Raw genomic sequence first — 24,810 nt, 5'->3', positions numbered from 1 at the left:
ACTACCAGCAGTGATGACAATGATTGCTTGATCCTGACTTGCACGACGAATTGATTTAACTAATTGATAGGCCGCAAAGCCACTGCCTATAATGACAATACATTTTTCATTACCATCAATCATGCTACCGCCTTCTTGGTTTTTATTTCTTCGAATACATCCTTACCTAACCCACATTCAGGGCAGAGGAAGTAATCAGGTACATCTGACCATGCCGTGCCGGGGGCAACATCTTGATTCGGCTCACCTTGCGCAGGATCGTATACCCACTGACAGACAGTGCATAACATCGAACTATCAACATCAAACTGGACAACCGGATTTTCTGGTATCGACTTTGCGACGGCTTGCGGCTGTGATTCTAGCCCTGTTTCTTGTACAGCCTGTTCTTGTACTGTTTGTTTTGGTATTGCTTGTTCCTGTACTGCTTGATTTGCAGCAGGCGCAGATATATCAGCGACAGAGGCGCTTGTTAGTGCCCACTCTTTGGCGATCATACGACCGTATTCACGGCATGCTAATATTGCTTTACCATCTGGTCGCCACTTCGTTTTAAGACTATCGAAGCGTTCAAAACCAGCGTCATCTAAGCGGCTTTCAATGCGATCGATAGCGCCACCATTCCAACCATAACTGCCAAATGCAGCGGCTTTTTTATTTTTAAAACGCAGACCCGTGATCTCTTCAAGCATGCCAGCGACTTTCGGCATCATCACGTTATTCATCGTAGATGAACCGACTAACACACCTTTAGAAATGAAAGCATTGGATAAGATTTCATTTTTATCATGGCGTGCGACATTAAATACTTTCACCGCGACCTGACTATCAACCTCATGGATACCTTGAGCAATCGCATCCGCCATCATCCGGGTATTATTCGACATTGAATCGTAAAAAATAGTAATGCGGTCTTCTTGGTATTTATCTGCCCACGTTAAATATTGCTCAATGATCTGGATCGGGTTATCACGCCACACCACACCGTGCGCTGTTGCAATCATATCAACAGGTAAATTCAAGCTTAATACTTCGTTGATCTTAGCGGTAACCAGCGCACTGAATGGGGTAAGAATATTGGCATAATAACGCAGACACTGATCCATTAATTCTTTGGTATCGACTTCATCATTAAATAAACGTTCATCACAATAATGTTGACCGAATGCATCGTTACTAAACAGTACTGCATCCCCCGTCATATACGTCATCATACTGTCAGGCCAATGCAACATAGGTGTTTCAATAAACACCAACTGCTTGCCATTACCCAAATCTAAACTGTCACCCGTCTTCACCACATTGAAATTCCAATCTGGCTGGTGATGATGGCCTACAATTGAATCAATGGCATTTTCAGTACAATAAATCGGCGTATTAGGAATTTTATTTAACAACGCCGCGAGTGCACCGGCATGGTCTTCTTCAGCGTGATTAATCACAATGTAATCTATTTTGTTAAGATCAATTTCTAATTCTAACTGTTGAATAAATTCATAACAAAACTTGTGGTCAACCGTATCGATTAATACTGTTTTTTCCTCTTGAATCAGATAACTATTATAACTTGTGCCTTTTTCAGTTTTAAATTCAGTACCGTGAAAATCACGCACTTCCCAATCACGTTGTCCAACCCAAGAGATATTATTTTTCACATGAATAGTCATATTGTATTCCAATTAAAGAGTTAACGAATTTATATACTCTAGTAATTGCATCTATCGTGCCAAAAGTTAACTAATTGATTTTAAACAACATGACACGCGATAACTGTCATAATGACTACCTTTACACATTGTCGTTATGACTATACACTGTCGAAAAGACAGTATTTAATCCGGTTCACATGATGCAAAATGATACTAAAGACCTTATCCATATCGCCTTAGATTTAACCAGCAATATTTCTAGCCAGGATCGTTTCGAACGCCTGCTGACAACGATGCGCCGGTTATTTAGTTGCGATGCATCTGCGCTGTTAGAATTTAAGGGGCAGCATTTCAAACCCTTAGCAATTAATGGACTCAGTGCAGATGTACTCGGCAGACAATTTAATATCAATGAGCACCCTAGATTAGAAGCCATTGCCAGAGCGGGTGATGTTGTTAGATTCCCAGCAGACAGTTCTCTACCCGATCCTTACGACGCCCTTATTACCTCACATGAAGGTAATCTGCATGTGCATGCTTGTGTTGGCTTACCCTTGATGGCAAATCAACGCCTAATTGGGGCACTGACTATCGATGGTTTTGATCCCCACCAATTTGATAACTTCAGCAATGATGAACTACGCACAGTGAGTGCTCTTGCCGCTGCAACGCTTAACATTGCGTTATTGATGGATAAACTGGAAAAAGCAGCGGGCGATGTGACAGACTTTGATCCCGCCAAACACCAGCTGCAAAGTAACACTGAAATTATTGGTCAATCAGCGCAGGTCCAAACCTTAAAGAAAGAGATCAGCGTTGTGGCAAGCACTGATATGACCGCATTAATATTGGGCGAAACAGGGGTTGGTAAGGAACTCGTTGCAACGGCAATCCACCAGCAATCTTCCCGTGCCGAAAAACCACTGGTATACCTTAACTGCGCAGCATTACCTGAATCTATCGCCGAAAGTGAATTATTTGGCCATGTAAAAGGCGCATTTACCGGTGCGATCAGTAACCGTAGTGGTAAGTTTGAATTAGCCGATAAAGGCACCTTGTTTCTTGATGAAATTGGGGAGTTAACCCTGACCCTGCAAGCCAAACTATTACGGGTTCTACAATATGGAGACTTACAGCGTATTGGTGATGATCGTAACTTAAAAGTCGATACCCGCATCATAGCAGCAACCAACAAAGACTTAAAAGAAGAAGTACTCGCCGGTCGCTTTAGAGCCGATCTTTATCATCGCCTCAGCGTGTTTCCCATTACCGTGATACCGCTGCGCGAGCGCGGCGAAGACATTCTATTATTGGCTGGTTTCTTTATGGAACGCTGTCGCAGCAAGTTACAATTAAGCCATTTGAGTTTAAGCAGTACTTGCCAAACAACATTGATGAGTTATCCATGGCCTGGGAATATCCGCGAACTAGAACACAGTATTAATCGTGCAGCTATTCTCGCCAAAGCAGAAGCTAAAGATGAGTTAGTGATACTGCAACCTTCACATTTTAGGATTGAGCATTCCCCACTTGAAGTAACGGATGTGATGACGAAACCGACACTAGCCGTGACAAATATACCCGTCGATAATTTACGTGAAGCGACCGAGCAATTTCAACGACAGTTAATCAATAAAGCGCTCACCCAAAATAATAATAACTGGGCAGCAACAGCGCGCCAGCTTTCAATTGATGTGGGAAACTTGCATCGATTAGCAAAACGAATAGCATTGAAAAAATAACAAAAGCCGCACATTTTATGAATAACAATGTGCGGCTTTTTTTAATTACAGTAATAAGTAATGCTGTAATGCTGTAATATCACTTCATTGGTAATGATAACTGCTGTAATGACATGTCTCCAGGCATAATACTCATTGTCATATATGACTTAATAAACTCTAACGATACAATCTCAACGTCAAGATCAATTTGATTAAGATTAGTCAATTGAATATTCATACGGCCATCATCTAAAAATGTCAGCGGGCCTTGAAGGTTAAGATTTATTTCATAACTGTGTAAGTTATGTGTGGAATTCAACGGTGGTTCCATAAATGGATTATCCATATAGACTCTAAGATCAATACTAAATTGCAAATTCCCCTCGGCATCTTGAGTTATATAGCCCTCTGGAACTGCCGATTTCCCATCAATAACCGGATATAACGGGCGCATCACCATGGTATTAGTTGGTACTTCTTCAGGTAAAATACCGATTACCGTGGTTTTTACATAAACATCAGATGACGCTAATGTTTGTGCATGAACTTTAACGGGTATACGATCATTAATGGGATCATACTCGCCGACTTCCGTTGGCATAAAACCACTAATGTATGTTTTCGACTTATCTGAGTTACAACTTTCCTCATAATCACAGCCTAATTTAGCCTCTGTAATACCACCACTGAACTTGGTTAAGCTCAACCCAGCAAAGTTACCGCTATAAACATCTTCATCCGTATCATTCCAACGATAGTCATTATTACTGTCGGTTGTTGGCATCATCAGCGGATTAAAGACTGATTTATCTGCAGGCACAGCTCTAAATGGTACCCGCATATCTGGTCCACCTTGGTCTTCAACACTTTTATTCTTCAATAACGTGGTCAATAAAGGATAACCAGCGTTACTACATACCGCAGTGCCAGCATTACAATCAACTTCACCTTGGGTTGCAAACTTCGCTGACATCAAAGTATAGCGATAAAGATTCTCACCTAAATCTTGCCATTGTGCATTCGGTGTAAAAGTTAATATCTTATTATCATATTTCATCGCACCAGGTACTGTTGATAAACATTCACCGTTGGTATTAATAACCTCAACCCGAAATGATCCAGTATCACAAGTCAAGCCTAACGCTAAACTCGTTTTGTCGATCGGTTGGCTAAAGGCCACGAAAATATCGCGATTTTGCTGTAGAGAGAAAATATTAAATCGCTGATCACTGTCCAACGCACCCGAACACTGCCCTGCAATATCATTAGCATAATCAACTTCAGCCAATGCGCAGGCATAACCTGGGACCATAGCTTGAACCATAGGTGCTGTAGCACGTAATGATTGGACTTTATATGGTGTTGAAAAGCTTTGCTGAAAATATGCAGGATTACCGGCCATATCAACTACATTACCTGTTATCTCGTAACGTGTTGACGATATTAAATCAGACTGAGGATCAATAACAATTGAGGATCCATCTTGCGTTATATCGGTTTTAACAGCGCGTCCATCGCTATCTTTAAGCTGTATAGACTGCAACGAATCTAGGCCCAAGGGTTCGTTGTAGGTCACAATGATGTTGTCACCTAAGCTAAAATGATTGCTATTTTGACCCGGATACGCAGATTGGAATTTGGGTGAAATGATATCAATTGCAGCTTCAGGGGCTTCATCCGCTGTATATGATTCCATGTGGAATGATACTTGTGCATGCGCATTTTCAACGCCTAAAATTTTAATATCGATTTCGCTGACTGCATCAATGATCATTGATGCACCTTCCGTTCTCACTGTGCCCATTAATTCAAGATGCATGATGTTCTGACTTAAACCACCATTGGCTTGCCCATTAAGCTTGCCATCTTCATCATAACCATCGGTAGTCATAGCGACATCCATAAATAGATGTAATTGCTTAGGCGCGTACTTATGATCCGAACTGGTATTATTAATTAAGTATCCCGTTGCATCAGAAATATTAATCATGCGGATATTGCCAGTATCAAAACCTGTCGGTAATTCACCACCCACTTTAACCGATAAACTAGAACTATTTAAAATAGACCCTTTACGAATAACCAAGGGGGATGCATCATCAAAATTACCCAAATTAGCTAATTCAGTCACTAAGTCGGAGTCAACATAAGTGGTATCACTACCACCAATCAACACAGATTTAATCGTGACCGCATTGGTTAACTCACCAGAATAAGGAGATACTTGAGCATTATGATTCATCGTTACATTCATTGGTTTAAATGCACGTTCACCCGAATCTAATACCGTAAATATTTTGTCTAAACCAGCAAAGCTATTACCCACCTTATCTTTAACGCCATTACTAACGATCAGTTGATAATTTTCACCAGCATCAAGGTCTACCGCTGGATCAAACGTGAGATAACGACCTTTGACAATTAAATCACCAGTAATTTGTTCTGTCGACCCGACTTTTTGAAACTTAAATGTGTCACCAACAACCAAGGAGTTCGGATCTATGTCATTGGTTGTGCGGAAACGTAATGTGGTAAATGTAGTAAACGGTAGATCATCACTCGGATAAAAACCATTCGTATCCAATGTAAAAACAGCCGTATCTTTGGCGCGTCGCGTGGTAAACGTTAAAGGTTCTTGCACGGTTCTTTCTACGATCAGTTCTTTGTTATCATCGGCTTCATTAATCAAACCGACTGTGTAAGTAACGGTGTATAACTCTCCCGCTTTCAGTGCTTGAGTTGGTTTAAATGCTAAACCATTAGCTTGAGGACTTTGTGGATTTGTCGAAAAACTCGCTTCCGTGACTTCGGTTGATGTGACGTCAACTAGCTTACCATCACTGTCTGTTAAGCTAAATTGGTGTGCCGAGAAGTTATCGAGCGAGTGTGAAAATGACAATAATACCGAGGTATTTACCGCAACATCCGCTTGGCCATTCGATGGAAATGAATAAAACTCATGGGCATCAAAAAGACTCTGCGCACGACGCTCCGCTAATGCTGCGCGGCTTTGATCTGCCGTTAAGAGTGGTGCTTCTATCTTTTCATTATCTTGTGGTTCAACATCACAACCAGCAAGCATCATCACAGAGGCAACGAGGCTGTATTTAAAAAAATAATTTAAACGATCGTTAATATATTTCATAAGCCCCCCTTAAAACTTAGTCGCGAATGACAATGAAATCGTGGAGACTGTACCTTCTAATTCAACCGATGAATTAGAAGCACTATCTTGATGCGAAATAGTATGATCCGTTGGGTCAAGCACTTGTAGCTGATATGCTAAATCTATCTGCCAAGGGTAAGCCGTTAAACCCGTACCTTTATGAAAATAAGAAAAGCCAGCACCCATGACTAATTTATCTGCACTTAAATAATTGACATCTAACGTGGCTTTATCTGGGTCTAACGGAGAGACTTCATAACTTGCACCCGCCATTAATTTGATCGTATCGTTAAAGTTAAATTCAATACCAGCGCGTGGAATAATAATGTCTTCAAAGCCAACACTTGCTTGATCTTTTACTGTATCGCTTAACATTAAGGTATTTAAGTCTGACCAATTTTGCTGCTCAGCACTGACTGCTAAACTCACCATACCCGCTTTAAAACGTATACCGGCAGAGATAATATCGGGCTGATAAGCATCATAAGTTAATAAATTAATCGGTAGATCTGATACCGTTTGAGTAATAGTTGCAGCCGCTTTAATGTTGGCTTGACCATAACTTTCACCACGGAAAGCCGCAGCAAAAGTAATACCGTTACCCGCACAGCCCTTATCGCTACCACACATCATACGACCTATATCTAAGGTAATACCTGCAATAGGAGTAATCACGGGCTCCGCTGCAACGGCAACATTTTCATTTGCAGCCGAAGTACCATCTAATTCACTCTCTAAGCTCATATTGGCATCAGCATGTAATGATACTTGCGCACCACCACCAATCGTCAAACCAGGAATAATTTGGATTGAACCCGATGCAGCAACAAAGAGTGGCTTCTCACCATAATTTGCTAACTGGCCGGTCGGTGATGTTTTCGAGCTAAATGCCATCATTTCGGTACCGTAATTTTCAATACCAGCAATCAGGCCAAAATAAACAGGATAAGAAAAGTTAAATAGGTTGGTTACATTGACATTCATACCTGCAAGTATTGGTTGTGTTGCTTCATCAAATGCTTGCTCACCCGCGGTAATATCGGGGGTTGCAGATAACAAACCGACATACATCTCACCTCGGTCCGTCGCAGCGAGTGCTGATGGATTGTAATAAGCGGCAGATGATTGCGAATTAAATAAAGAAAACGATTGAGCTGATGCAATATCGACAGGTGATAAACCAAATGTTGTGCCTAAGTTACCGAGACTTGCCTGAGCAGATCCCGCACTCAGCGCTAATGCCACCGATACAGAAAGTAGAAAGGTATTGTTAGAAAGTGTCTTCTTAGTCATTGGTGCTAACTCCATTTAGCGAAACTAAAATAAGTATTCTCTAGTGGCTCCAGCCACAACAACGGAATACCGGTCAAATTGTTAAACATATCCAGCGGACATATTGTCACTGTTCTGAAAATGCTTTTTCTGGAAGTAAACATACCTTGATTGATAGAGCGGAAACCGTGCATAAATCGACTTATGCCTTCATTCAGATACTAATGAGCTAGAAGCATGACTCCCAAGCTAATACCTTGTTTTGATTACACTGACCCTGACTTAGTTATTTCTATTTACTTAGTGTTTATACTCAAACTAAATCAGTCGGTATGCTAAAAAGCAGGTATCCATGAAAATGGCGCCGGTAATAATGGTGTTGCACCATCTGCTTTAACCGCTTCAACCCGCTGTATAAAATCATCGATATTGGTCATCCTCACTCCTTGGAGGGGGGGGGGGTTATCGAAGCTATTGTTATCAAAAAAATCTTCCCAGTGGCCCATTACTATCATGCTCGGTGTTGTCTGCTGCAAGATAGCCTCGGGGTAATCATCCACTTGGTGAAAAGCAGCAACACACAATATCGCCATATCAACAGCTTTTGTATCTGCCATCGTTGGCATTAATCCATCTGGCGAGTTACTGGCTGCATCTTGATAATGGATCCGATAAACGGGCTGCTGCTGACGGTCTAAAAAGTCGATAACATACGCGTAGGTTTGCCCTTCTTTCCAGCCATAAGCGGTACTTGGTAATGCCGATAACGGCGAGTCATATTGACCTGACATCACCTTTATCCCCATAAAGTGAGGCGCATGATCAGATTTGATCGGCATAAAACGTATGCTGTTATTACGGTTATATATCCATTTACCCGACTTCTGCCCTTCAGCGGCAAAGTCAGTGATATCCACTAAACGAGACTCGTCGATAACCGCAGTCACAATATTAACCATAGTAGTAGAGCCTACCGCCTTGGTTTCCGGCATGTGTTTTTGCATAATATAAGGCACATCGAGCAAATGGTCATAATGCGCATGACCAACTAAAATAAATTCAGCCTCTTTGGCCTGCGGGGGTAATAACTTATCGATAAGCCCCTGGTCCGCTTCTATCGGCAACGGCAAGGAAACGTTCATCAACCCTGGATTGCTAAATGATGGTGCAGTCATAATGCTGTCATCACCATATTGAAATAAATATCCCCCCACGCCCAAATATTGAATAGCGAGCGGAGTCTCACCGCTAACTAACGACCGCTCACGACTTGGTTGCAGCATAAAGCTTGGATCATTGTGTATGGCTAAATGCCCAACCGAAGTAGCACAACCCGATAGCATTCCAGCCATTAGCACACTGCAACATAATACTTTCAATCTAACAGCCCTCATTACATCTCCTCGTGGTAATCGAACCTCGTAACTACAAGTCCATTAAAATAACAAAAAACGTGATACCGAAAAATGTTAATGCGCATTTTAGCTCACACAGCGATAAAAATAATACTTTGTATTGAGGTAAACCAAGTCACCCTCGCTAACGTTCACTTTTTCGAACATTGTCACTTTTGGTCATTATTGATCCTTAACTTGTCATTTTATTCGCAGTAGAAAGCCTTTATTGGTTGCTTTAATAGAGTCATAGCTTGTTAAGCAGTCTTAATCAATAAGGGAACGGACCATGAAAAAATCAATCATCGCAAAAACATTACTTATTACATCAATGGCAATCACGAGTATCTCAGCCAATGCTACAGAACAAGAGCCATTAACAAAATGGGAAAAAGCAGGGGTATTCTCATCAACCATTATTGTCGGCACTATTGCGGGCGGTCCTATTGGTTTAGTACTCGGCGTTGCCGCTGGCGATTGGATTAATAATACCTGGGATAAATCAATTGAATCTGACCAACTAATTGCAGAGAACCAACAGATCACTGAGAATTTACTGGCCAGTGAATTACAAAATAATCAGCTGCAACATGATGTGTTGACTTTGGACCAGCAAATTCAACAAATTTCAGAAACAGAAGAAGTAAATCAGCAGCTGGTCATGGATGCATTGCAACTTGATTTACTGTTCGCGGTTAATCAGAGTGCGATTGATACCACTAATCAAGCACGATTAATGCAAATTGCCGATTACCTGATCGAAAACCCAAGTATCAGCATCGTGTTGTCTGGTCATACCGATCCGAGCGGCCAAGAAGAACTGAATATTAATTTAGCGCAGCAAAGAGCTGTAGCAGTGCAAGATAAACTGATTGCGTTTGGTGTTAACGAAAAAAATATCCAAGTACAATCATTTGGTGCGGAGCTCGCTAGCGCAGAACTCGGAGAACTTATTCAATATCCAAGAGATCGTAAAGTGAGTATCGAATTTATCGATAACCTAGGAGATGACGACACTGAAGAAATGGCAATGCAATTCTAGTAATATTACAATAACGCGATACTTAAAGTAAGGCTGGCGATAGGACGCTGTAAATAGTTCGCTGGCCTTTTATTATGTTGCGATATTAACTCAGTTAACAACTCTCGATCTTGTTCTTCATATTTACCTAAAAAATAATGATTATCTAGTCTATAACTCTTTTCAAAACTTACATATCCTTGTTCTATACTGAAATAGTCGTCGCAAAATATTTAAATAGTATTTTATGATCTAAGTAACAGTTTACCATCCCCAAATGAGTATATTTAATAGTGTAAATACATTATTTCACGACTATTTATTCAATCTTATCTTCATCAGGAGCCTCATTATGACCATTAACAATATCCTTTGCCCAACCGACTTTTCAGAAACGGCAAATAAGGCGTTAAGCTATGCTGCAGAAATGGCAATAAAACATGATGCTACCTTGCATTTAGTCAGTGTGATTAATGAGATCCATGGCTTCGATAGTTTTCAAGTTCTCGCCATCACACCAAGTGATATTCACGAACATATGCTGAAAATCACCCAAGAAAAACTCGACGAATTAGCCACCGAGATCAAACCAAGTATTCCACGACACACTGCGGTATTAGAGGGGCACCCATCAACTGAGATTGTCCAAGCGGCAGTGGATTTTGATTGCGATATGGTTGTGATCGCCAGCCATGGGCGTACTGGATTAGAACACATATTGATAGGTAGTGTGGCAGAATCGGTTACCCGTCACGCACATTGCCCTGTATTGATAGTCAAATAAGCGCGATGTGAATTCGAAACAATCCCCGTTAAAAACCTGATTTAATGGGGATTTTATATCACCTTGGAGTTAGCATTACTGTTTTTAGGTAGTTCAGTAAATTCACTAAACCAGTTTGGGATCCGCTCTTCTAACCAGTACTTTGGTTTTAAGATTGAGCCATATACAAACCCTACATGCCCGCCATAACGGCTTAACTCAAATAAGATATTGTCTGACATGTCTTCAAGTTTTGGGATCACTTTTTTAGTTAAAAACGGATCATCTTCGGCATGAATAAATAAAGTAGGGGTTTGGATCTTGTGCAAAAATTGCAAACTACTACATTGGCTATAATAATCGAGCGCATCTTTAAAGCCATGTAGCGGCGCCGTGACACTATCATCAAACTCAACAAAGGTATTTAATTTCTTCACTTGCTTGGTAGTCAAGTTTAACGCTGAACGCATATCTAAATGTTCAAACTTACGCACCACACTGGCTTGCAAGCGTTTAATCAATCGACGTTGATAGGCTTTAGAAAAACCTTTTTTAATACGCTCGGCACTTTCTGCCAACAGTAATGGTGCAGAAACAATCGAGGCAGCTAACAGCTGAGACTTTGTCCCAGTTTGGGCCAAGTAATGGGTAAGAACACTGCCACCAAGAGAATAACCGACAGCAAATAATGGCGCATTAGGATAGCGCTGAGCAATCAAGCCAATCACATAACTTGCGTCACTGGTATCACCTGAATGATAAGCGCGTAATAAACGATTTGATTCTTCGCTACACCCACGGAAATGCATCACTAACCCGGTCCAACCCGCAGCATTAACGGCACACATAATACCTTTCACATAAGGAGACTCTACAGAACCTTCAAGTCCATGAAAAATAATAACAATCGGTTTATTATTTTCAGCAGTAGGTAACGCAGTCCAAGCCAGATCAAGAAAGTCACCATCTTCAAGCTCTAACCTTTCATTCACTGTTGCTAACTTCAGGTTGCGGCGGCTAATCGTCGGCAGCATGGTTTGTAAATGCGCATTACGAATCCACCACTGTGGCCTAAATTGACTCGGTTGAAACATCTTTAAATACCTTAAGTTAAGCCATCGGTCGTTTAAACTACGCCTTGCATATTATTGGATATTTTATAATAACACCACTGTTAGTTAAATTAGCCCCCGTTGAGTAATTGATACCGCCTGCGTTAATAATGTTGTAAACTGAAAATAATTTTATTTTAATACCAGTGTCATTAATGAATTATATAGAACTTGAATCTTATTCTCGAAAGTGGATCTTTAATCATAAATCTCTGCCTGTTAGCAGCGATGATCTCGTTAACATCAAGCCCTTCAGCAAAGCCAGAGCCGGTCAACTGTGGAGCCAACTGATTAGCTCACAATGTAACTTTACCGATCAATTTGGTAAAGGTGATTGGCCGCACGACCAAAATACCTGGTCGCAAGAGGCTGACTGGCAGCAAGCTTGGGATGATGACGATAATAATGACTTACCTGAAGAAGTGCTAGCGCATTTAGCGTGGGACGATAACAGCAAAGTTTATTTCTGTTATGAGCGCTTCAATATGATTGAAACAACCTGGGGCACGTTTAAACGCAACTGGAAAAACTTCTTATTCTATGATGACGGTGCGCTACTCATCTCTGCAAAACGAAAAGAAGCCCTTTCATTTCAGCAGGACGGTACTGTATTAATTGGTACGCGCGCACCTGTTTCACCAGCAAAATAAAGAGCCATTATGCATACTTCTTGTAGCTGCGGCTTAGCAATGCCCTTTAAAGATTGCTGTGGTAAATATATTTATGGGACAGCGGCGGCGGCCACTGCTGAGCAACTAATGCGTTCGCGCTATAGTGCTTACGTGCATAATGTGCCGGTGTATTTAATGGCAACCCATCACCCCGATTTTATTGCTGACTTAAATGAAGACTTGATTGCCGAAACCGCTGAAAATACCCAATGGTTACGATTAGAAATAATAATGAGTCAGGGTGATGAAGAAAGTGAAACAGGTATAGTGGAATTCAAGGCTTGGTTTCAAGATGGTGAAGAAGAAGCCTGCCTACATGAACGCTCTAACTTCATCGCTCAAGACCAGCAATGGTTTTACACCCAGGGTGAACTAAACCCAGCACCGCTCAAGCAAGGTCGTAATGATCCTTGTTTATGTGGCAGTGGTCAAAAACACAAGAAATGCTGTGGTTGATGCCAAAACAAAATACGGAGTGCTAACTCGCTACTCAACAATCTCTACTCGACAATCTCTAGTCGACAATCAATAATAGATTAGCAGCACTACAAATATGGCTAAACGGATAGCAGAATAAAATATCCCGTTTAGCCATAGACAATTACACATCAAATAAAGTAGTAGATATAATCATGGAAAAGAAAATATTACTGACCGACTGTCCCGATCAAAAAGGACTTATCTCAAAGATCACCAACATTTGTTACAAACATCAACTCAATATCATCAATAATACCGAGTTTGTCGATAACACCCACAATCGATTTTTTATGCGCACCGAGCTTGAAGGTATATTCAACGATGAAACCTTACTTGCCGACCTTGATAGCGCCTTGCCCACTGGCGCGCACCGTAAGCTAGTTTCAGCAGGTCGTAAACGCATTGTTATTTTAGTCACCAAAGAAGCGCATTGCCTCGGTGATATTTTAATGAAAAATTACTATGGCGGCTTGGATGTTGAGATCGCAGCCGTGGTTGGTAATTATGATAATCTAGCCGAACTAGCCGAAAAATTTGATGTGCCTTATCATACAGTTTCTCACGTCGGTATTAGCCGCGAAGAGCACGAAGAAAAGATCATTGAGACAGTATCAGCATATCAACCCGATTATGTCATTTTAGCCAAATACATGCGTATTCTAACGCCAAATTTTGTCGCCGCATTTGAAAATAAAATCATCAATATCCATCATTCATTTTTACCGGCATTTATTGGGGCACAACCTTATAAACAAGCCTTTGAGCGTGGTGTGAAAATTATTGGTGCAACAGCCCACTACGTCACTAATAATCTCGATGAAGGACCCATTATTTTACAAGATGTGATCCACGTGGACCATAAATACAATGCCGCTGACATGGCCCGCTCAGGTAAAGATGTTGAAAAATCAGTGCTCAGTAAAGCCTTACGTCTGGTACTTGAAGAACGCGTATTTATTTATGAAAACCGCACCGTAGTTTTCTAGTCGTCTTGGTATTGCAGTACGCATTTTAGAGCTAACAATAGCAGCATAAAAATACCAGGCTCATAAATCATTATGGGCCTACTTCAGTTTCCCTTCACATTTACCTTTACACTAATAACTACATTGTTAATACTAATAACTAATTCATCATTTAATGGTTCATTATGTTAACAATTATATTTACAGCCTTACTCAGTAGTCTCTTTACCGCACTGGCCTTTTTATATGTATTCAATAATGTCATCAAACCTTATCTCAGCACACAAATAGCCTTAGTAAAAACCGAAGCTGAAGCAACTATTAACCAAGCATCACCACAAATCAGTAAAGATATTGCCGATGCTATTGAAACAAAAATTGCCGAGCTACAACCTGAACTAGAAGCGAATATGAAGCAAGAACTCGATCAAATCATTGCTGAATTCTTACCCCAGCTCAGTAAAGAAGTCGAAGAAGGCGTCGATAACTCATTTAAAAAGTTTATTCCAACCATGATGGGCTCGGCGGCCACTATGCCAGCTGAAACACTGATCAAAACCAGTTCAACCTTATTTAATACCGGCATTGGCATTTTAAGAAGCGTCACCCCAGATGTAAAAAAATAACCTAATGGCGTGATCCAGTCTGCATTTTAAAAAATCATGCTTGCAACTGGATCGACCTGCATATAGGCAAAATTAATGTAAACTAGTGTTTTCATTATGGTAGCTTAATTAAACATGTTTCTAAACGAATTCTATTCTCAAAAAGACAGCTCTTTTCGCTTTACTCAACAACAGGCTAGTCGCTTTGCTAAAACGATAGCAAACGATTATAACAAGATCCATGATGTGGATAATAAACGTTTTTGTGTACCTGGCGACTTACTTTTTGCTGTGTCTTTGGCTAAATTCGGTTTATCTGAAACAATGAAAATTGATTTTACCGGTATGGTTAAAAACGACACTGACCTGGTATTCTCCCCGCTATTAGCGAATAAAACCGAAATACTTAATACCGAGCAAAAATCCTTTATGGAATTAGAGCTCGGTGGTCAATCATCTCATGATGAAAGCATCATCAGCAAAATCATTAAAGAATATGTGCAATTTTCAGGTAAGAACTTTCCTGACATCATGGTGCCTCTAATGCGCTCAAAAGACCTGATGTTTAATCCAGCACGTGCTTTAATCATGTATAAATCAATGCAAATAAACATGACTCGCGTACAAGTTAATCGCATTGAGCTTAAATTTGATGAAGCGGTTATTGAAGTACAAGGTAAGCGTGCAACCGTGACTTTTAAGTTCGATTTCTATGAAGGTGATGACAAAGTCGGCACGGGTCAAAAAGTAATGCTATTAAGCGGGCTTATCGCTTACGAAGAATCAGTAATGGCAGGTGTAATTGCTGATTATCAAGCTGCAAAAAGTAAATACCTTGCTGCAGCGAGCTAATGATTTATCAGACTCAGTAACGAGCCATTAAAGTAGATTATTTAATATGGTCGAGCGGTAATACCGTTCGACTTAAAACATTACGTAATATAAAGCTCGATCTCACTCCCGTAACCCCTTTGATACGTGTCAACTGCCCTAATAATAACTCTTGGTAATGTTCCATATCTGGTACGATAACCTTTAACTGAAAGTCAGCATCACTACCAGTGATAATACAGCACTCCATCACATCAGGAATGGCGGAGATCTCTGCTTCAAAATTATCAAATCGCTCAGGTGTATGGCGATCCATACTGATATGGATATAAGCCGTCAACTTTAATCCTAACTTCGCTTGATCAAGCAAGGTAACGTGTTTATCAATTAAGCCAAGTTCTTCCAAATGCTTAACACGGCGTGAACAAGGTGACGCCGACAGGCCAATTTTATCGGCTAACTCTAGATTACTGATCCGGCCATTTTCTTGAATTAAGTTAAGAATTAATTTATCCGTGCGATCGAGTTTCATATTTTAGTCCTTGTATAATCAAATTCATCAATGTCTATTTTGTTGGTCATTATCGTCTTCATTTAATGAAAGTAAGAATATAAATAGCGCATTAAAATAAGCGAAGGGTTAATTATTGCTAATAAACATACTAAATACAAATGTAATTGCTAATAACGTGAGAATTAGTGCAAACATCGCAACCACATTCCAAACCGTTATAGATATACTAAATCCAGTTAAAGATAACGCCAAAAGCTGATTAGCAGACACCTTAACCGAGGTCGATGTGGTGATAGAAGTACCCTTCTTGCGACCAATCAGGCACAAATCCTTACCTAGGAATATTCGTCATCACCAGTGACAGGTAATATTAACGCAAAGATAGGCATCCTCAACGATGCCTTTTTTGTGTCAGATTTTCAGAGCCGGCACCCCTCCGATTACAAATTAACTATCATTTTCAAAGGCTAACCTCTATAATTAAGCAAGTAATATTATTTACAGTAACTGTTACTCCGCTAAACAGCGTATAATAAAATACTTAATCACTTCGTATTGCGTATATTTCACGACCCGCTCTGTATTATCAAGTCACAAAACATAGGTAAATTCTAATGCACTATGCAAATATCACCGGTTGGGGTAAATGCTTACCGCCCGCAACGCTAACAAATCATGATCTCAGCACTTTTTTGGATACTAATGACGAGTGGATCCAATCTCGAACTGGTATGCAAGAACGTCGAATCTCACATGTAAGTACATCAGAATTAGCTTATGTGGCAGCCTGCCAAGCTATTGCTGCAGCGGGCATTGATGCATCAGAACTTGACGGTATTTTCTTTGCTACTTGTACCGCCGATTGCACACTGCCAAGTGCTGCATCAAAAGTTCAAGCTAAATTAGGCGCTACCAACGCAGCGGTATTTGATATGAATGCGGCTTGTACTGGTTTTGTGTATGGCTTGAGTACGGCAAATGCATTTATCCAAAGTGGTCAAATGGACAAGATATTAGTAATTGGAGCTGAACGTATCAGCTATTTCCTAGACTGGACAGAACGTGGTACTGCGGTATTATTTGGCGACGGTGCGGGCGCAGTTATTCTTGAATCAAGTACTGAAAAGCAAGGTATTCTAAGTAATAAAATTGGCTGTGACGGGGATGCGGGTCATATCCTGTCGGTACCAAACTTTGGGACCGACAGAGCTCGTTTCAAAAATATTGATGGTCTATTTGACTTTAATTTCGAAGGTAAAGAAATCTTTAAACGTGCAGTTACACGCATGGGAGAAGCATCTGCTATTGCCCTAGAAAAAGCCGGCATGACACCAGAGGATGTTGATTTCATTATTCCTCATCAAGCCAACCTACGTATTATTGATTTCTTAGCTAAGCGCATGGGTGCAAGCAAAGAAAAAGTAATGGTGAACGTACATAAATATGGTAATACCTCTTCAGCAACAGTGCCGATTGCACTGTGTGAAGCGTTAGAAGAAGGTCGCATTAAAGCAGGTGACAATGTGTTATTAGCTGCATTTGGTGGCGGTTTGACTTGGGGCGCAACGATGCTTAAATGGGGTGAGAGAACAACGCCTATCGCAACATCGGATGTGACATTACCAGAATACCGCGGCACTGCATTGGACCTGATCCAAGATGCCATTAAAGGCTGCCAAGATGCTAAATTAGCCCGCGAATCACAAGCTGACTAATACCGTTATGCAAACCATTAACATAGAAATTTAAATAAAAAAGCCCAGTGAACAATCTTCACTGGGCTTTTTGATATTAAACTGTAGCGGCTTATGCCACTAAAGCTATTTACACTCGCCTGCAGAATAACCACGCACAGTCTCATCAGAACAAGCACCACACGCGTTACCGAACGTTTTCAATTCTCCCGACTCCGTGATACCACACACAGGATTGTAGTCCATAGTACATATCTGTGGGCGCTCATCCGGGCAGCTGTTACTGTAACTCGGTAATGTCGGTAATGGTTTTGTCGTTTCTGGCGTTGGTTCTGTATTACTACATGCTGCTAGACCAAATACAGTTAACGCTAATAACATTGTTTTTTTCATCTTAATACCAGTTCCTCATTGCTTGCTAATTGTTAACGCTTGTTTGTTCACTATTATAGTAATGGATTGAATAAATAAAATAAACTTTCCAAAAATCGTTGAACTCGACCACGTTGTCGCCATTGCGTTAAACAAACTTGATGTGAGTGCGCTATATAAGATAACTGTAATTGATAAAGCTCAGCAATAAAGGGTGATTTATCAATCAGCAATGTCACCTCGAAATTAAGCCAAAAACTGCGTTTATCCAAGTTAACGGTACCGACCAAACATAGTTCATTATCGACCAGTATACTTTTGGTGTGCAGCAATCCATTTTGATATTGATATATCTCGACACCGCACGCCAATAGTTCATCAAAAAAACCTTTGCAGGCATAATCGACCATACGTGAATCATTCTTCGCCGGTAGAATTATTTGTACTTTCACGCCGCGTGCACTGGCGGTTTTAAGGGCCGCTTGCAAGGCCTCATCAGGTACAAAATAAGGTGTTGTTAGAATTAATGATTTTTGTGCTGAATAAATCGCAGAAACCAAGACTTGATGAATATTATCATCATCAAAATAAGGCCCAGATGGGATCACTTGTACGTGACTGCACTCATCAAATACCGGGCTTTCGTTACATTTAGCCTGCGTATTTTTAACTAAGCTTTCACCGGTTTCCATCTCCCAATCCCATTCCAACAATGAGCCTGTGATGGGAATAATAGGGCCTTGCATGCGGATCATGATATCAACCCACTCACCAACCCCTGCATCTTGCTTAAACACCTGAGGGTCTACTAAATTCATACTGCCGGTATAGCCAACATGGCTATCAATTGCAATAAGCTTACGGTGCATACGCAAATCTTGGCGATGAAAGAATATCCGCATTGGACCAACGGGCAATACTTCAATCAGGTGAATACCAGCCTGCTTAAATTGCTTAGGCCACTGGCTTTTAAAAAACGACGAACTACCGACCGAATCAAGCATCACTCGGCAATCGACACCTCGCTTAGCAGCATCGATTAACGCCTCTGCGACCAGATCGGCTTTGCCACCAGCCGCCCAGATATAAAATTCAAAATAGACAACTTGAGTCGCGGCATTAATATCCGCAATTATCTGCGCTAAAATACCGTGAGGGCTGGTTAATAACGTCAGCTGATTCCCCGTCACAGCAGGCATCTGAAAGCGCCCGTAGATCAGTTCTCGCAACGGCGTCACTAAGCTTCGATCATGTTCATCATTATTGACTCGATGAGGCGCTGCACATTGATTAATGCGCTGAGTAAAAGGGCCTAACATGGCACCGGCCCTTTGCACGCGTTTTTTACCTAGGTACAGCTCACCAAAAATAACATACACAATCACACCAGCAAATGGCAGCGTATAAATTACCGATAACCAAGCTAACGATATACTTGCAGAACGTCGCTTAGTGACCACCCGAAAGGACACTAATATAATAATAACGGCATGCAAAAAAACCAGTAGCAAGGTAATAAAATTAGTGAGCGAGTCCCAATTATACATCTTGTTTTTCTATCCAACTCTTCAAGCGTTTAATATCATGCAGATACTCGGTGTTGATTTGTTCAACCCAATCATCAATATTTTGCCACCAAGTAGGCTGCTCTGGCGATTGTGCTAACTGCGCTACTTGCTGGATCCTTGTTAAGCCTATTGAGCCAGCCGCGCCTTTAATTTTATGCGCCTCATCCACAATGGCATCTTGATCTCGCGCGGTAAGATTAGTGTTTAATAAGGTTAAATAACTTGGCATGGTTTGTTCAAATAAACACACACTTTGCAGTAACAAGTCTTTACCTAAGGTATCAAGGTATTGCTGTAATAAATCAGTATCAAGGTATTCATCCAGCATATCTTGCTCACCAGTGAGTGTATCGGCTGCATAATGAGGCGTAATACTCTCGCCTTCTTCAGCACGACTTAATAAACGACTGATCACGCCTGTCACCGCATTAATCGATAGTGGTTTACTGATCGCATCATCCATACCTTTCTCAATATACTCTTGACGATTATTGATAACATTAGCAGTTAATGCCACAACTGGCGGTAATTCCAGCGCGGTATTTTCACGTAAGGTTTTGATAACCTCAAAGCCGGACATATCAGGTAAATTAATATCTAAGAAGATCAAATCATAGCGATTGTTCTCTACCATTTGCAACGCACTGCGACCATCAACAGCCACTTCAACTGTGTGCCCAAATTTGTTTAAGATAGCCGTACACACAGTGACATTAAGCTCAATATCTTCAACCAGTAAAACCGACAATTGCACTTGTTTATTATCGGCAGAGCCTTGATGCTGTAAACGTTCCACACCATCCACGTCAAATTCAATGGTGAAACAAGCACCTTCACCTAACTCGCTGCTAACCCAAATATCACCGCCCATCGCTGTCATTAAACTTTTCGCGACTGATAATCCAATACCTGTACCCGTTGCACGTTTACTGCCTTGTTCTTGGTAATACATGGCAAATATTTTGTCTTGACCTTCAGCAGAAATACCAATTCCAGTATCCTCAACTTCAAAGGTCAAACCAATCTTATTATCAGCTTCTTCACTGGTAAATACGCGAATACTGACGGTGCCAGAATCAGTAAACTTAACCGCATTAGACACCAAGTTCCATAAAACTTGGCGTAATCGCGTGCCATCAGCATTAATAAAATCAGGAATGTCACCAAATACATCAAACTCTAATACTAAGCCTTTTTGCTCTGCTTGTAGCAATGCCAGAGTTTTAATGTCATTTAGAAAACTTCGAAACTCAATCGGTTGATTCACAATCTCAAACTTACGGCGATCAAACTTATCCAAATCAATAATATCATTAAAGATATTACCCATGGTCTGAGCGCTCACATAGATGGTATTTAAATGTTGGCGCTGTTCGTCACTCAGCGAGCCATCCAGTAAAATTCGACTTAAACCAACCACCCCATTTAACGGTGTGCGCAACTCATGACTGATAGTGGAAATAAACGTAGTTTTATCGCGACTGGCTTTCTCTAGCGCATCTTGATATTTCTTACGTTCGGTGATATCACGCCCGTAGCCCAGTACCCCCATGTACTCATTGCGCTGACCAAAGAAAGGCACTTTACGTAATTCAAAACAAGCCTTAAGGCCATCAGGATAGGTTAACCATTGCTCATAGGTTTCTGATAGTTGGGTGCTTAATACGGCTTTATCGGTGGCCGCAAATTTAGCCGCAATCTCAGCACCATAAACATCAAATGGGGTTAAACCGATCAACTCTTTTTCAACTTTACCCGTTAATGCTTCCATAGCGAGATTACAGCCAGAGAATCGGCCATGTTCGTTACTGTAATAAACCAGATCAGGGGAGCTATCAATGAATGAACGAACTAAAGCAGAACGTTCTTCAACTATAAGTTGTGCTTGTTCACGATGAAAAACTTCATTTTCTAAATCTTTGAATGCTTGATTTCTATCTGATTCGGCTTTTTTACGCTCTTCAAATTCAGCATTTAACTCAACCAAATTAACTTGTAGTTCTTGTTGTAATTGTAAATCACGGGCACGTACTTCTTGCAGTTTGTAAACCATGTTACTTAAGCGCTTACGTGAAACTTCAAGCTGTTGCACAACAATAGAAAGGAAGAATACCACCCAAGGTGTAACAACTATCGCGAATAAAATAGCCGCATATAGATCGTCAAGCTTAACCTGCCCACGCAGAATATAATTAATGCTGGCTTGGATCGTGATAGAAAAGAAAATAATCGTGGCCGCTGACAGGATACTAAAACGAATTACCCCCAATTTAGTGAGCATATCAACATAGTATTGAGCCCAAGCTCTGATTTTAATCATGGTTTACCCACAGTAATAAAATTATCTAGATAATTAATAATATACGATAGGTTATAAGCAAATTACAGGAAAATTAAGGTTTTAATAAATCTACGATTTTAATAGATCAAAATTTAATTCAATAACACTACTCTCATGCACTTCATCGCGGTATACACGATACTGATTACGACCATTATTTTTGGCGAGATATAAAGCCTTATCTGAGTTCTCGAGTAATTGTGCTTCACTACTCTGCTCTTCTGGGCACATGGTCGCAATACCAATACTTAATGTCACATGCTTTGCAGCTTTAGAATAAGCGTGCGCGATCGCTAAATTCTGCACCGCAGCAAGGATCTGATTGGCAAGCCTAATAGCCCCTTCTTCGTCAGTATTTGGCAAGATAACAGCAAATTCCTCACCACCATAACGGGCGACAAGATCAGCACCGCGCTGCACTTGCTCATTCATCACCTGCGCAATTTTAGTCAATACCATGTCCCCCATAGGATGACCATAATTATCATTATATAACTTGAAACAATCAACATCACAAAACAACAACGACATAGGTTTGACTTCACGCTGATGAGTTGACCAATAGTGCTGTAACTTATTATCAAATGTGCGCCGATTGGCCAGTTTAGTTAGCGCATCCGTCGAACTTAGTTCGTCATATTTTTCAATTACCAACTCCAACTCTCGCTCAATGTGCTTACGTTCAGTTAAGTCTCGGTAAATGATCAAAATACCACTCTCACCATTGGTATTATTCACATAACGTTGTTTACATATTTCGTACCAACGCGGTTCTTTATCCGCAAGGTGTAATAATTTTTCATAGCGGACTGATTTACCATCAACTAATAATTGATGCTCTTGCGCTAATAACCAGGATTTTTTATCGTTGCTGACTAAGGCTTGTCTATCCATACCAATTAACTGGCTATGCTCAATACCAACAACTTCACAATAACCTGCATTGGCACCGACATACTTACCGTTGCCATTCATGAATGCGACCGGATCAGGTGTGGCATTGATAACTGAATTCAATAAGCTGTTATTGCGACTCAATTCGGCTTCAATACGTAAATGCTCGCCATTCTCACTCAATAACCGCTCATTGAGGTCCATGACTTCGGTGAGATCATTAGATACGGTTAAGATAGCAACGACTTGGTTTTTTTCGTTATACAAAGGATATTTAATGGTTTGTAATAAGGTGTTGTTATCACCAGCAGTGCTCCATTCTTCATATTCTTGGATTTCACCAAGCAGTACCGACTGTTCGTAACATTTAATTTGTTCGATTTTTGAAACGCTATAAAAATCGTGTTCAAAGTGGCCATTAACTTGCTCTACCGATTGGTCAAATTGAGCAGACCATGACGGAGAACAATTAAGAATTAGACCATCCAAGGTCTTAATATGGATAAACGCAGAATTGGATGCGAATAAATTATTAATGATTTGCTCATCCATATCCCAAGGTGAAATAGCGGAGGAATTAGTGCCGACATGATCAATGTGACATAACCAAGCGCGACGACGTTGATAATCTATTTGCACAGCACTAAAGCGTAAAGTTTTCTGCAGTTGCTTAATATGAAAAACATCATTAGTGACTGACGTTTGAGCTACTTGTCGTGATAAACGTTCAAAACAACACTGCGCGATAATACTGCTGGTATGACTGTTGTCTAGATCAAAAATAACCGACATTGCTGTGTTGGAATAAAGTACCGAACCTTTTTTAACATCGAGCACCAGAGTTGGCGTTGCTGAAAGTGTCAGTAATGATTGACTGGTTGTGAGCTTACGCAATAATTTAAGAATAACCAAAAGACTCAGCAATAAACTCACAATGACCAGCCAAAGCGTCATTGCCATCGGAGCGTTTGTTGATAATTCAGTAATATTTTGCCACCAATTTAATAGTGATGTCATAACAGACTGATAATTTATATCCATATTTCCGCCCAAGATCCATCTCACACTGAGCGACCATACAACACCAAAATAACAACCCTGTAAAGTAGTTCTGATGAAAACTACCGCCGATAACCATTTTTGTTTTACATACTTTAGTACCAAACAGCATAAACCTAATAAATCAATATATTAAACATAAATAAAACTAAAAAATAACATAACTGCATAAACCACTATCCCTACAGAGTTAACAGATTACAGAATGTCATATTACTAAAATAAAAAACTATATTTTGAATAATCCTCAGTATTCAGACTAGTTTATTGGTCAATATCAAAACAAATGGTCCATTTACATGAAAAGGTGATAAGTAACTCAGAATACATTTTTAGATTGACCTAAGGGTTAATTCTGGTAAATTTGGCAGGTTAGCCAATTTTCGGCTTTTGGAAACTTTAACGATTTTGCTATTTTTATATGTATTGTTCACCTCTGAGTAGACGCTCAATGAGGTATACATATTTCGAATGTAGTAAATTGAATGCAAGGGAGAAGTGCAATGTCAGTCTATGACCCGTCGCTGGAAAAAGACAACTGTGGTTTTGGTTTAATCGCCCACCAAGAAGGTGAAGCTAGCCATAAGTTAGTTCGCGTCGCTATATCATCATTAGACCGCATGCAACATAGGGGCGGTATCGCCGCAGACGGAAAGACAGGAGACGGTTGTGGCTTATTAATGCAAAAACCTGACAGTTTTTTCCGTGCCATTGC

20 protein-coding genes and 1 pseudogene are annotated in these 24,810 nt (G+C 40.5%); 10 read left to right on the top strand and 11 right to left on the bottom strand.

The genetic code is table 11. The annotated features are described in order from the left end of the window. Both QNK26_RS18810 and norV read right to left on the bottom strand, forming a co-directional pair. A pseudogene (locus QNK26_RS18810) lies at positions 1–123 on the bottom strand (FAD-dependent oxidoreductase); the annotation flags it as partial. After that, complete coding sequence (gene norV, locus QNK26_RS06155) at positions 120–1,667, bottom strand: anaerobic nitric oxide reductase flavorubredoxin (protein ID WP_319221565.1); 1,548 nt, start codon at positions 1,665–1,667, stop codon at positions 120–122. The pseudogene QNK26_RS18810 and the gene norV, both read right to left, overlap by 4 nt. 182 nt (positions 1,668–1,849) lie before the next feature. Here norV and norR point away from each other — a divergent pair, with 182 nt between their 5' ends. After that, positions 1,850–3,391 carry a nitric oxide reductase transcriptional regulator NorR gene (norR, locus tag QNK26_RS06150; RefSeq protein ID WP_319221566.1) on the top strand — a complete coding sequence of 514 codons (1,542 nt, stop codon included), beginning with the start codon at positions 1,850–1,852 and terminating at the stop codon, positions 3,389–3,391. Positions 3,392–3,470: 79 nt separating this feature from the next. Here norR and QNK26_RS06145 read toward each other — a convergent pair whose 3' ends face one another. From QNK26_RS06145 to QNK26_RS06135, 3 genes are all read right to left on the bottom strand, one after another. Continuing rightward, positions 3,471–6,518 (bottom strand): Ig-like domain-containing protein, encoded by a 3,048-nt coding sequence (locus QNK26_RS06145; protein ID WP_319221563.1) that lies wholly within the window; start codon positions 6,516–6,518, stop codon positions 3,471–3,473. Positions 6,519–6,527: 9 nt separating this feature from the next. Beyond that, on the bottom strand, positions 6,528–7,832 hold the full coding sequence (locus tag QNK26_RS06140) for an OmpP1/FadL family transporter (RefSeq protein ID WP_319221561.1): 1,305 nt from the start codon (positions 7,830–7,832) through the stop codon (positions 6,528–6,530). A gap of 314 nt (positions 7,833–8,146) precedes the next feature. Further along, a complete protein-coding gene (locus QNK26_RS06135; protein ID WP_319221560.1) occupies positions 8,147–9,205 on the bottom strand; it encodes a hypothetical protein in 1,059 nt (352 codons plus the stop codon). 289 nt (positions 9,206–9,494) lie between these two features. Here QNK26_RS06135 and QNK26_RS06130 point away from each other — a divergent pair, with 289 nt between their 5' ends. Beyond that, complete coding sequence (locus tag QNK26_RS06130; RefSeq protein ID WP_319221558.1) at positions 9,495–10,247, top strand: OmpA family protein; 753 nt, start codon at positions 9,495–9,497, stop codon at positions 10,245–10,247. A gap of 331 nt (positions 10,248–10,578) precedes the next feature. Then, on the top strand, positions 10,579–11,010 hold the full coding sequence (locus QNK26_RS06125) for a universal stress protein (protein WP_319221556.1): 432 nt from the start codon (positions 10,579–10,581) through the stop codon (positions 11,008–11,010). A 53-nt stretch (positions 11,011–11,063) separates the two neighbouring features. Here QNK26_RS06125 and QNK26_RS06120 read toward each other — a convergent pair whose 3' ends face one another. Then, a complete protein-coding gene (locus tag QNK26_RS06120; protein WP_319221555.1) occupies positions 11,064–12,083 on the bottom strand; it encodes a hydrolase in 1,020 nt (339 codons plus the stop codon). 173 nt (positions 12,084–12,256) lie between these two features. On the opposite strand from QNK26_RS06120, the gene QNK26_RS06115 reads away from it, so the two are divergent. The 5 genes from QNK26_RS06115 to QNK26_RS06095 all read left to right on the top strand — a co-directional run bounded on the left by QNK26_RS06115 (position 12,257) and on the right by QNK26_RS06095 (position 15,674). Next, positions 12,257–12,751 carry a DUF2947 domain-containing protein gene (locus QNK26_RS06115; protein WP_319221553.1) on the top strand — a complete coding sequence of 165 codons (495 nt, stop codon included), beginning with the start codon at positions 12,257–12,259 and terminating at the stop codon, positions 12,749–12,751. Between the two features lie 9 nt (positions 12,752–12,760). Beyond that, positions 12,761–13,228: a YchJ family protein gene (locus tag QNK26_RS06110; protein WP_319221551.1), complete on the top strand. Its 468-nt coding sequence runs from the start codon at positions 12,761–12,763 to the stop codon at positions 13,226–13,228. A gap of 176 nt (positions 13,229–13,404) precedes the next feature. Beyond that, on the top strand, positions 13,405–14,238 hold the full coding sequence (gene purU, locus QNK26_RS06105) for a formyltetrahydrofolate deformylase (protein ID WP_319221549.1): 834 nt from the start codon (positions 13,405–13,407) through the stop codon (positions 14,236–14,238). A 164-nt stretch (positions 14,239–14,402) separates the two neighbouring features. Continuing rightward, complete coding sequence (locus tag QNK26_RS06100; protein WP_319221547.1) at positions 14,403–14,843, top strand: hypothetical protein; 441 nt, start codon at positions 14,403–14,405, stop codon at positions 14,841–14,843. Between the two features lie 114 nt (positions 14,844–14,957). After that, complete coding sequence (locus QNK26_RS06095) at positions 14,958–15,674, top strand: DUF3581 family protein (protein WP_319221545.1); 717 nt, start codon at positions 14,958–14,960, stop codon at positions 15,672–15,674. 37 nt (positions 15,675–15,711) lie between these two features. Here the strand turns inward: QNK26_RS06095 and QNK26_RS06090 are convergent, their stop codons facing one another. Continuing rightward, positions 15,712–16,185: an Lrp/AsnC family transcriptional regulator gene (locus QNK26_RS06090; RefSeq protein WP_319221543.1), complete on the bottom strand. Its 474-nt coding sequence runs from the start codon at positions 16,183–16,185 to the stop codon at positions 15,712–15,714. A 596-nt stretch (positions 16,186–16,781) separates the two neighbouring features. On the opposite strand from QNK26_RS06090, the gene QNK26_RS06085 reads away from it, so the two are divergent. After that, entirely contained in the window at positions 16,782–17,882 is a 1,101-nt protein-coding gene (locus QNK26_RS06085) for a ketoacyl-ACP synthase III (protein WP_319221541.1), read from the top strand. A gap of 105 nt (positions 17,883–17,987) precedes the next feature. On the opposite strand, the gene QNK26_RS06080 is transcribed toward QNK26_RS06085, so the two are convergent. The 4 genes from QNK26_RS06080 to QNK26_RS06065 form a co-directional block, all read right to left on the bottom strand. Continuing rightward, complete coding sequence (locus tag QNK26_RS06080) at positions 17,988–18,254, bottom strand: hypothetical protein (protein ID WP_319221539.1); 267 nt, start codon at positions 18,252–18,254, stop codon at positions 17,988–17,990. 53 nt (positions 18,255–18,307) lie between these two features. Then, the gene (gene cls, locus QNK26_RS06075) at positions 18,308–19,780 is read right to left on the bottom strand and encodes a cardiolipin synthase (RefSeq protein WP_319221537.1); all 1,473 of its coding nucleotides are present in this window, start codon (positions 19,778–19,780) and stop codon (positions 18,308–18,310) included. Continuing rightward, entirely contained in the window at positions 19,773–22,121 is a 2,349-nt protein-coding gene (arcB, locus tag QNK26_RS06070) for an aerobic respiration two-component sensor histidine kinase ArcB (RefSeq protein WP_319221536.1), read from the bottom strand. The genes cls and arcB overlap by 8 nt, the downstream gene beginning before the upstream one ends. A gap of 90 nt (positions 22,122–22,211) precedes the next feature. After that, positions 22,212–24,077: a diguanylate cyclase domain-containing protein gene (locus QNK26_RS06065; protein WP_319221534.1), complete on the bottom strand. Its 1,866-nt coding sequence runs from the start codon at positions 24,075–24,077 to the stop codon at positions 22,212–22,214. Positions 24,078–24,598: 521 nt separating this feature from the next. On the opposite strand from QNK26_RS06065, the gene QNK26_RS06060 reads away from it, so the two are divergent. After that, a partial coding sequence (locus QNK26_RS06060; protein WP_319221532.1) for a hypothetical protein occupies positions 24,599–24,810 on the top strand: 212 nt, incomplete at its 3' end.

Source organism: Moritella sp. (assembly GCF_033791185.1).
GTDB lineage: Bacteria > Pseudomonadota > Gammaproteobacteria > Enterobacterales > Moritellaceae > Moritella.
Note: the sequence above shows the minus strand (reverse complement) of the source record. Positions and strands in the feature narration are given on the sequence as shown.